Origin of the sequence: Polynucleobacter sp. MWH-Jannik1A5 (genome assembly GCF_018881795.1) — a bacterium.
GTDB lineage: Bacteria > Pseudomonadota > Gammaproteobacteria > Burkholderiales > Burkholderiaceae > Polynucleobacter.
Map to the genome: position 1 here is coordinate 44,837 of NZ_JACVPQ010000016.1, position 9,522 is coordinate 54,358.

A 9,522-nucleotide genomic window follows, 5' to 3' on the forward strand; every position below is an offset into this window, starting at 1 on the left:
AAGTATTGTAAGGTTTTAGGCGCACATGCTCTATCGATGTACGATATGAGACATGAAGCTCATGCTCGCTCTCTATTTCTTTATATTGGCCATCATCCAGACGGGTTTGCTCTTTGGTATTTATCACTACTACCGTTCTCAAAATTTAGTGCGTCCAAATATTTACTGGATGAGCTCTTTAACTCTCAGTGTTTTGGCTTTAGCGATTTTTGGCGGCGGCATTCTGACGATTGAAGATATCGCGCGGCCTGAGTTTAATTTCACTGTCGCCAATACTTTCTTCTATGGCGCAGCTGTTTTGCAAGCCTTGTTCTGTCAGTCCTTAAATCGCGATGTCAGTAAACCTGTAAAAGTGATCCTTACTGTATCGATCGCTCTATTTTTACTGATATTTGAGTGGCTGCGTAATGAATCTACCTTTGAAATTCGCACAGCATTTATGTGTGTACTGGCGGGATTTTTTTATATCTGGCAGATTATTGAGGTGCGAATCAAGAGAAAAACATCTCCTTCGAGTCAGCTTATTTATATGCAGTACGCAAGCATGGCTGAATTATTTTTCGCCATCGGGCGACTCACGATTGTCATTGTTGGTTCGCTGGCGATCAGACAGGTAGAGCAGATCCCCCAAGTTCTAATTCTCTTTACGATTGCACAGCTTGTGATGAATACGCTGTCGTACATTGCAATTGGTAGTTATTGGGCTGAGCAAATTGCGTTCTCGAGCTTCAAGTCTAACCAAGAAAATCAAGAGATTAAAGCCCTCCTAAAGGAGCGTGAGACCCTGATTGGCTCTTTGCTCAAAGCCAATAAGACAGCTAGTACTGGAGCTTTATCAGCCGCTATTGCCCATGAATTAAATCAACCGCTGGGCGCATCAAGTCTGAATATTCAATTTTTACAGAAGAAACTTTCGGAAGGGCAGTTAAACCCAGCACTTCAAAAAGAGATTCTGGATACTTTGCTTTCTGATAACCAACGAGCTGCAGGGATTATCCGTTCATTGCGCTCCATATTTTCAGATGAACAGGTGGGATCATCCAAGATCAATCTTGCTGAGTTAATCGAAGCAGTTCTTAATATTACAAAGCCTGAGCTCACTGCAAAGTCGATTCAGATCGTATTAAGCGTTGAGCCTCAAATAATGATTCAAGCAAATCGCGGCGAAATTCAACAAGTGCTTTTGAACTTAATCAATAACGCGATTCAAGCCTTGGCGACCTCATCACAGACTGTTAAAAAATTGACGATCTCAGCGCGAAATATTGAAGGCGGTGTCTTATTGTCTGTTGCTGATAATGGTGACGGCATTCCCGTAGGTTCCCAGCAACAATTATTTGAACTGCTTTCTAGCAGCAAGTCTTCTGGAATGGGCCTTGGTCTATGGCTCTGTAAGCACATCATTACGCGCCATGGTGGCTCTATTGAATTCGAGCCAAATGATGGTGGCGGCGCAAAGTTTGTTCTGAAATTTCCCGACGCAATTGAGCCGTATTAATCTTTGAGTAAAACATTAGCTCAAGAGCTAATTGCCCTAGATGAAGTAGCTCATATCATTAAATAAATAGTCATTACTTTGTTATTTCCCATAAAGACATCCTTATGAAAACCAAACTTTCTCAAATTGCACTGGCAGCATCTTTGATCAGCTCGGGCTTGGTGTTTGCCGCAGGCGGTGGTGGTGTAGTTGCCGATGCTGGTGCCATGCAAGGCAAGCACTTTGATGTCAAAGGCAAGATGCCATCGAGCTATACAGTTGAATTGCAAAATGGCTTACGCAAAACGCTGCCTTTTGAAGATAAGCGCGACTTTGAGGAGTCCAAAAGAGGCTTTATAGCTGCGCCAACTTATAAAACTATTATGGCCGATGCCGGTAATGTGGCTTGGGATATGGGTAGCTATGAGTTCCTCTTGCAGGGTAAAGATTTCGATAGCGTGCATCCATCATTGCAACGTCAAGCCATTCTGAATATGGGCTACGGTTTGTATGAAGTAGTGCCTGGCAAAATTTATCAAGTTCGCGGCTTTGACTTATCGAACATTAGTTTTGTTAAAACAAATTCGGGTTGGATTGTTTTTGATCCATTAACGTCAAAAGAGACTGCTAGAGCGGCCTTAGAGTTGGTAAATGAGAAGCTTGGCAAGCGCCCAGTCGTTGCTGTTGTTTACTCCCACTCACATGCCGACCACTTTGGTGGTGTTCGTGGTGTAGTGGAGGAAGCTGATGTGAAGAGCGGCAGGGTAAAAATCATTGCCCCAGCGGGCTTTATGGATCATGCTGTTGCAGAGAACGTATACGCTGGTAACGCCATGACTCGTCGCTTGTATTTTCAGTATGGCGTCTTATTGCCGCGCAGTCCATTTGGCCACGTTGACCAATCGATTGGTAAAAATACTGCAGCCGGTAACCTGGGTTTAATTGAGCCAACCATTTTGATTAATGAGCCATTTGAAAAAATGACGGTGGATGGTGTCGAAATGGAGTTCCAAAACACGCCAGGAACCGAAGCACCTGCTGAAATGAATACGTACTTCCCACAGTTCAAGGCATTCTGGGCTGCTGAAAATATCACCGGCACTATTCATAACATTTACACCTTACGCGGCGCACTAGTGCGTGATGCTTTGGCATGGTCTAAGAACATCAATAATGCTTTGTATCGCTATGGTAATGAGGCGCAGGTGATGTTTGCCTCACACTCTTGGCCACGCTGGGGTAATGACCGCGTACAAGAAGTGATGCGTACGCAGCGCGATAGTTATGCCCATTTAAATAATGAGGTTCTCCATTTGGCGAACAATGGCATCACAATTAATGAAGTGCATAACGTCTACAAACAGCCTGAGAGTTTGAAAAAGCAATGGGCGGCGCATAGCTACCACGGATCTGAAGAGCACAACAGTCGCGCGGTGATTAATCGTTACTTAGGTTACTGGGATGCCAATCCAGCTACTTTGATTCCTCTGTCACCAAAAGATTCTGCACCGCTTTATGTTGAGATGATGGGCGGCTCTAGCAAGATTATGGCTAAGGGTAAGCAACTCTATCAGCAGGGCAAATATCGCGAAGCCATGGAAATTGTGAATAAATTAGTTTATGCGGAACCTAACAATGCTGCCGCTAAAGATTTGCTGGCCGATATTTTTGAGCAAATTGGCTATCAAAAAGAAAGTCCTAGTGTACGCAATAGCTTCCTGGGTGCTGCATACGAATTGCGTCATGGCATGCCTTCTGGAGCATCGCCGAAGACCAACGGCCCTGACATGATCAGAGCAATGACCACAGAGCTTTGGCTGAATGCCTTAGCAATCAGCATGGATAGTAAAAAAGCCGCCGGTATGAAGTTCGCTATCAACCTGAGCACTCCTGATAACGGTGAACAGTTTGTTGTGGAGATGAGTAATTCTGCGCTGACCAATATCAAAGGTTATCAAGATAAGAATCCAAACTTGACCATTACCGTAAATCGTAGTGACTTGGAGAAAGTCATGGGCGGACAAACTACTTTTGAAAAACTTCAGGCCGAAGGAAAAGCCAAGTTTGTTGGTGACCGCAAAGTATTTGATCAATTGCGTAGCACCATGACTACCTTTGCCCCAGACTTTGAGTTAATGCCTGGCACGAAAGTAAAAGCGCCACCAGCTAAACCAAGTAAAGATCCGTTTGAGGCTCCTCCGATTGCCAATTCTGATGGCGCCTAAGTAAATCAGCTGGTAGGTAATAAGAAATGGGCTCCTAGGAGCCCATTTCTTTTATCCAAAACAGAGGTATTTGTTAGGCCGTAAATGCTCCACCAGCTTCTAACGATTTGAGTTCATCGCCGGCAATGCCTAATTCAGCAAGCAGCTCACTGGTATGTTCGCCCAGTAAAGGAGGGTGGCGATAAACCTGCTGAGGAGTGCCATTCATTTTGACGGCAAAGCCAATATTGGGAATTTTGCCTTCAATGGGATGATCGATTTCCATGCGCATCTTGCGATGACGCCCATGTTCACTATCAAATGCTTCCGGATAGGTATTGATTGGGCCAGCAGGAATTCCTGCCGCCAAAAGTGCGTCTACCCATTCCTCACTAGTTTTCTTAGCGAATGATGTTTCTAATTCAGCTGCAAGTTCTAGCCGGTTGGCTAAACGGAGTGGATTGGTTTTAAAACGGGCATCTTCAAATAATTCAGGACGTTCAATTTTGTCGCAGAGCAGTTTCCAGAGTTTTTGATTCGTAGCGCCCATCACAAAGTATCCATCGGAAGCCTTCATGGCTTGATAGGGTGCACTCATATGATTAGCTGTGCCTAGTTTGTAGGGCTCAACCCCAGTGCCCCAATACTGAGCGGTATCCCATATAGAAAATGCCAAAGCAGAATCAAATAGTGAGGCATCAATAAACTGACCTTCACCCGTTTTAGTTTTACCAATATAGGCAGACAAAATTCCGTATACGGCGAATAGGGCGCAGCCGATGTCAGCTACTGGTACACCAGCTTTCACTGGTGGGCCATCAGGGTAGCCTGTGACACTCATTACGCCAGACATTGCTTGGGCCATTAAATCAAAGCCAGGGCGATCTGCCCAAGGACCTGTTTGACCAAAACCGGAGATGCTGGCATAGACCAGGCCTGGATTAATCGCTTGCAAAGATGGGTAGTCAATGCCGAGTTTTTTCATTACACCTGGGCGGTAGTTTTCAACCAAGATATCGGCTGTTTTGACCAGCTCAAAAAATACCTTTTTACCGGCTTCTGTTTTGAGATTAAGGGTGAGACTACGTTTATTGCGATTCATATTCAGAAAGCCCATGCTGTCTGAACCTTTCATCTTGAATCCCATGGATCCTCGAGTTTGATCTCCAGTGCCAGGCGGCTCAATCTTGATGACATCGGCACCCAGGTCGGCCAAGAGCATGCAACAGTATGGGCCGGCCATGACTTGACTCACGTCAAGAACACGCACTCCCGATAGGGGTAATGGCTTTGTGGGTCCATGATGTGAGGCATCTAAAGCGCCATTTATAGGTGTTTTCGTCATTGTCTCAATTGTTTTTATATGTTTAGAATTACCCTGTAATAGTAACAAACACAATTAAAACAATTTTGGAGACTTTATGTTGGTTAAAACGCCTAAATGGGCTATGCGTAGCTTGCTCGCAATCACACTGGCCACTAGTTCATTTTTTGCCATGGGTCAGCAAGCCTACCCATCAAAACCGATCCGTTTAATTGTTGGTTTCGCACCGGGTGGCGGTACTGACATTGTTGCGCGTGCAATTGCACCGAAGATGAGTGAAATTCTCGGTCAAAGCATCATTATTGAGAATAAGTCAGGCGCAGCTGGCACGATTGGTGCAGATTTGGTAGCAAAGTCAAATCCTGATGGCTACACCTTGCTGATGGGGCACTCTAATTCGAATGCGATTTCTCCATTTGTATTAACTAACGTGCCATATAACCCTGCAATGGATTTCACGCCGATTACCTATTTGGGTTACGTGCCAAACGTATTGGTTGTGAAGTCTTCATTGCCTGTTAATTCGGTAGCTCAGTTAATTTCTCTTGCTAAGGCAAATCCAGGTCAGATGACCTATGGATCTTCAGGAATTGGTAGTACTCAGCATTTAGCTGGTGCTTTGTTCTCCAAGATTGCTGGTATCCAGATGAACCATGTGCCATACAAAGGTAGTGGCCAGGCGATTGTGGACTTGCTAGGCGGTCAAATCACAATGAACTTTGATACCTTGCCTCCAAACTTGCAGCAGATTCGTCAGGGTAACCTCAAGGCATTGGCGATCTCAACACCAAAACGTTTATCACTGTTGCCTAATGTGCCAACATTTGCTGAAGTCGGTATTGTTGGTTTCGATGTCACTAATTGGTACTCCGTGATGGGGCCAAAAGCGATGGATCCAGCGGTAGTAAACAAAATTGATCAAGCTGTAAAAGCCGCTATGAATGATCCTGAAATCAAGAAGACATTGGATGCCCAAGGCTTACAGCCAGAGGGCCCTGCAACACCAGCAGCCTTTAGTTTGTTCTTGGCAGCTGAACTTGCTAAATATCAGCGTCTTGTAAAGAGTCTCAACATCAAGGCTGAATAAATTGCATGGCTGAGTACGTTAAAGGGGGTAATGTTGCGCAAGTTGTATTAGAGATACGCGACAACATTGCCCACATTACCTTTGATCATGTGGTGGCTCGCAATGCGATGACCGTCTCCATGTATCAAAGCCTCAAGACAATTTGCGAGGATCTTGCTAAAAATCCACAGGTGCGGGTTGCTCTCTTTCGGGGGGCTGGAGGCAAGTCTTTCGTATCAGGTAGCGATATCGCCCAATTTGCTGGTTTTAAGAGTGGTGAAGATGGTGTGCGCTATGAAGAGGGCATCGATAGCTATCTTGCTCCACTTGCCACCTTACCCATCCCAACGATTGCGGTAATTGACGGCATGGCAGTAGGCGGTGGATTAGCGATTGCGAGCTGTTGTGATTTTCGAATTGCCACCCCAGGCGCAAAATTTGGTGTTCCTATTGCTAAAACACTAGGCAACTGTTTATCGGCAGGCAATATCGCTTGGCTTGTAGCTCATCTTGATATCAATATTGTGAAGCGGATGTTGCTATTGGCAGAAATGATTTCTGCTGAAGAGTTAGCAAAGCAAGGCTATATCTTTGCCATCCATAATCAAGATCAACTTAGTCAAGAGGCTGATCACTTAGCTGAGCGACTAAGTAAATTGGCTCCGATTACGCAAAAATCGAGCAAGCTTGTTCTTGCAAGATTGATCAAAAATAATTTACCTGATTGCAACGATCTGATTAGTGAAACGTATGGAAGTGCAGACTTTAAGAGTGGTGTCACAGCATTTTTAAAGGGTGAGCCACCAAGCTGGATTGGTAAGTAGCAATCTAGAGCCCCAGACTTAATTTCAATCAATCCAAAAACATCTCTTGCAGATTATTAAGGTAGCGAATCCCTAGCTCAGTTGCTTTTAGTCTGCTAGGATTTTCATCTAGCAATCCTTTTTTACTTGCCTCATCAAGACCTTTGCTAATGACGCTCAAAGGTAAGCCGGTGCGCTCACTAAAGGTGTTGGTATCTACCCCATCAGTCAACCTTAAAGTGTTGAGCATAAATTCAAATGGGAGGTCTTTGGCTGCAATCTCGCGATTTTCAATGAGTGCATTACCTTTGGTTTCCATCGCAGTCATATAGGCCTCGGGTTGACGTTCTCGAACTTGTCGTGTGATTCGGTCTGGGTAGGAAACTTTGCCATGTGCCCCTGCACCAATGCCAATGTAATCTCCAAAGCGCCAGTAGTTTAGGTTGTGTTTGCACTCCTGATTTTTTTTAGCGTAAGCAGAGACTTCATAGCGTTGATAGCCCGCCTTAGTGAGTAGATCTAAATTCTGCTCATAGATAGCATCAATTGCATCATCATTCGGAAGGGATGGTGGAAAGCTAGCAAAGTACGTATTGGGCTCAAGGGTAAGGTTGTAGAAAGAGAGGTGGGGCGTCTTAAATGACAAGGCAGTTTCTACATCTGCTTTGGCCATCGCTAGCGTTTGATTTGGCAGGCCGTACATGAGGTCTAAATTTACGGACTTAAAGTGTTTTAGTGCTATCTCTACGGCTCGCTTGGCTTCCTCACCGTTATGTATACGACCCAAGGCCTTAAGGTATTCATCTTGAAAGCTCTGAATACCTAGGGAAACGCGGTTAATTCCTGCCTTTGCAAAACCAGCAAATTTTTCAGCCTCAACTGATCCAGGATTCGCTTCCATCGTGATCTCGGCATCTGGCTCTAGGTTCACTCTGGCACGTATTGCGCATAAAAGTTGATCCATGCCTTCGGCGGAAAGCAGGCTTGGAGTTCCGCCACCAATAAAAATACTGTGGACTTGGCGCCCCCAAGTATTGGGCAATTCTGTTTCTAGATCGGCAATCAGCGCATGGATATACCGCGCCTCATCAAAACCTGCTTTACCCTCTTTAATTTGATGCGAATTGAAATCGCAATAAGGGCATTTCTTTTCACACCAAGGAAAGTGAATATACAAAGCCAGAGGTGGCAATGCACTGAGACTTACTTTGTTGGGGTTGGAGTTAAGCACGCGCTTTAAGTTGGGTAATGAGTTCGCGCAAGGCTTGACCGCGATGGCTAATCAAGTTCTTTTTTGCGGGCTCTAGCTCTGCAGCAGTGCAGCCATGTTCCTGCAGGAAAAAGTGAGGGTCATATCCAAAACCATTGCTACCCGATGCTTTATCCACAATTTGCCCATACCAACGTGTTTGAACAATGATGGGCTCTGGATCATCTGCGCTATTGACGAATACCAGTGCACATACATAATGCGCACCCCGATCAGTGTGAGCCTTTAATTCTTGAATGAGTTTTTCATTGTTCGCTGCATCATCGCCTTGCTCTCCTGCAAAGCGGGCTGATAAAACACCAGGCTTGCCATATAAAGCATGGGCGCAAATACCGGAGTCATCAGCTAAAGCAGGAAGACCAGACGCCGCGCTGGCGTGACGTGCTTTGGCTAGTGCGTTTTCTACAAAAGTGCAGTGAGGTTCATCTGCGGACGGAATGCCTAATTCACCCTGGGGAATAACGTGAAAATTCAGGGGAGCTAAAAGCGCCTGAAATTCCTTTACCTTGCCAGCGTTATTGGAGGCGAGAACGAGCTTTTGCATCTGGATGTTTATTTCAATGCATCAATTTGCATTTGGGTGAGCTCACGAATGCCTTGCTCAGCAAGATCCAGGAGCGCATTTAACTCAGCTCTAGAGAAGGCTGCGCCTTCAGCAGTGCCTTGTACTTCAATCATGCCGCCTTTACCAGTCATGACCACGTTCATATCGGTATCGCAAGAAGAGTCTTCTGGGTAATCCAAATCAAGCACAGGAGTACCTTGATAGATACCAACAGAAATAGCGGCTACGCTATCAATGATTGGATCCTGGGTGAGAGCACCACTCTTTAGAAGTTGGTTAACGGCATCTCTTGCTGCTACATAGGCTCCAGTAATAGATGCCGTACGTGTGCCACCGTCGGCTTGTAATACATCGCAATCCAGATGAATGGTTCTCTCGCCTAACACTTTCAAGTCAAAAACGCTACGCATCGCTCGGCCAATGAGGCGCTGAATTTCTTGGGTACGTCCTGATTGTTTGCCGCGCGCAGCTTCACGATCGCTTCGGGTGTGCGTAGAGCGCGGGAGCATGCCGTACTCGGCAGTTACCCAACCCTCGCCAGAGCCCTTTTTATGGGGAGGCACTTTTTCCAGGATGCTGGCGGTGCAGAGTACTTTGGTATCCCCAAAGGCAATTAATACTGAACCTTCGGCATGCTTGGTAAAGGCTCTAGAGATGGTGACTGGGCGCAAATCTTTTGGCTGACGGCCGCTTGGGCGGGCAATATTGGTTGGGCTGGTGGCGCTCATAAAAGGGGGTCCTGTGGGGTTAGGGTCTGAATCGGGTCTAGTTCAATAATGAATCTACAATGTCCATATGATATCGAGCATGACT

At 45.6% G+C, this 9,522-nt stretch carries 8 protein-coding genes; 4 read left to right on the forward strand and 4 right to left on the reverse strand.

All coding sequences use genetic code 11. The features are described 5' to 3' along the window. Positions 1-52: 52 nt before the first annotated feature. Complete coding sequence (locus ICN23_RS09870) at positions 53-1,498, forward strand: sensor histidine kinase (RefSeq protein WP_216232078.1); 1,446 nt, start codon at positions 53-55, stop codon at positions 1,496-1,498. Between the two features lie 104 nt (positions 1,499-1,602). Continuing rightward, positions 1,603-3,702, forward strand: coding sequence for an alkyl/aryl-sulfatase (locus tag ICN23_RS09875; RefSeq protein ID WP_216232079.1), 2,100 nt, complete (start codon positions 1,603-1,605; stop codon positions 3,700-3,702). Between the two features lie 73 nt (positions 3,703-3,775). Here the strand turns inward: ICN23_RS09875 and ICN23_RS09880 are convergent, their stop codons facing one another. Continuing rightward, the gene (locus ICN23_RS09880) at positions 3,776-5,026 is read right to left on the reverse strand and encodes a CaiB/BaiF CoA-transferase family protein (RefSeq protein ID WP_216232080.1); all 1,251 of its coding nucleotides are present in this window, start codon (positions 5,024-5,026) and stop codon (positions 3,776-3,778) included. A 76-nt stretch (positions 5,027-5,102) separates the two neighbouring features. Here ICN23_RS09880 and ICN23_RS09885 point away from each other — a divergent pair, with 76 nt between their 5' ends. Together ICN23_RS09885 and ICN23_RS09890 are read left to right on the forward strand one after the other, a co-directional pair. Then, positions 5,103-6,092, forward strand: coding sequence for a tripartite tricarboxylate transporter substrate binding protein (locus tag ICN23_RS09885; protein ID WP_216232081.1), 990 nt, complete (start codon positions 5,103-5,105; stop codon positions 6,090-6,092). A 5-nt stretch (positions 6,093-6,097) separates the two neighbouring features. Then, a complete protein-coding gene (locus ICN23_RS09890) occupies positions 6,098-6,895 on the forward strand; it encodes an enoyl-CoA hydratase/isomerase family protein (RefSeq protein WP_216232082.1) in 798 nt (265 codons plus the stop codon). Between the two features lie 28 nt (positions 6,896-6,923). On the opposite strand, the gene hemW is transcribed toward ICN23_RS09890, so the two are convergent. From hemW to rph, 3 genes are read right to left on the reverse strand one after another with little or no spacing between them, the layout of a single operon-like run. Then, entirely contained in the window at positions 6,924-8,105 is a 1,182-nt protein-coding gene (gene hemW, locus ICN23_RS09895; RefSeq protein ID WP_216232083.1) for a radical SAM family heme chaperone HemW, read from the reverse strand. Further along, complete coding sequence (gene rdgB, locus ICN23_RS09900; protein WP_216232084.1) at positions 8,098-8,688, reverse strand: RdgB/HAM1 family non-canonical purine NTP pyrophosphatase; 591 nt, start codon at positions 8,686-8,688, stop codon at positions 8,098-8,100. Before rdgB ends, hemW begins: the two co-directional genes overlap by 8 nt. A gap of 8 nt (positions 8,689-8,696) precedes the next feature. After that, positions 8,697-9,437 carry a ribonuclease PH gene (gene rph, locus ICN23_RS09905; protein WP_216232085.1) on the reverse strand — a complete coding sequence of 247 codons (741 nt, stop codon included), beginning with the start codon at positions 9,435-9,437 and terminating at the stop codon, positions 8,697-8,699. Positions 9,438-9,522: the final 85 nt, after the last annotated feature.

Coding starts and splice junctions, on each gene's coding strand:
- ICN23_RS09870 (WP_216232078.1), top strand. CDS start 53: ATGAAGCTCATGCTCGCTCTCTATTTCTTTATATTGGCCATCATCCAG.
- ICN23_RS09875 (WP_216232079.1), top strand. CDS start 1,603: ATGAAAACCAAACTTTCTCAAATTGCACTGGCAGCATCTTTGATCAGC.
- ICN23_RS09880 (WP_216232080.1), bottom strand. CDS start 5,026: ATGACGAAAACACCTATAAATGGCGCTTTAGATGCCTCACATCATGGA.
- ICN23_RS09885 (WP_216232081.1), top strand. CDS start 5,103: ATGTTGGTTAAAACGCCTAAATGGGCTATGCGTAGCTTGCTCGCAATC.
- ICN23_RS09890 (WP_216232082.1), top strand. CDS start 6,098: ATGGCTGAGTACGTTAAAGGGGGTAATGTTGCGCAAGTTGTATTAGAG.
- rdgB (WP_216232084.1), bottom strand. CDS start 8,688: ATGCAAAAGCTCGTTCTCGCCTCCAATAACGCTGGCAAGGTAAAGGAA.
- rph (WP_216232085.1), bottom strand. CDS start 9,437: ATGAGCGCCACCAGCCCAACCAATATTGCCCGCCCAAGCGGCCGTCAG.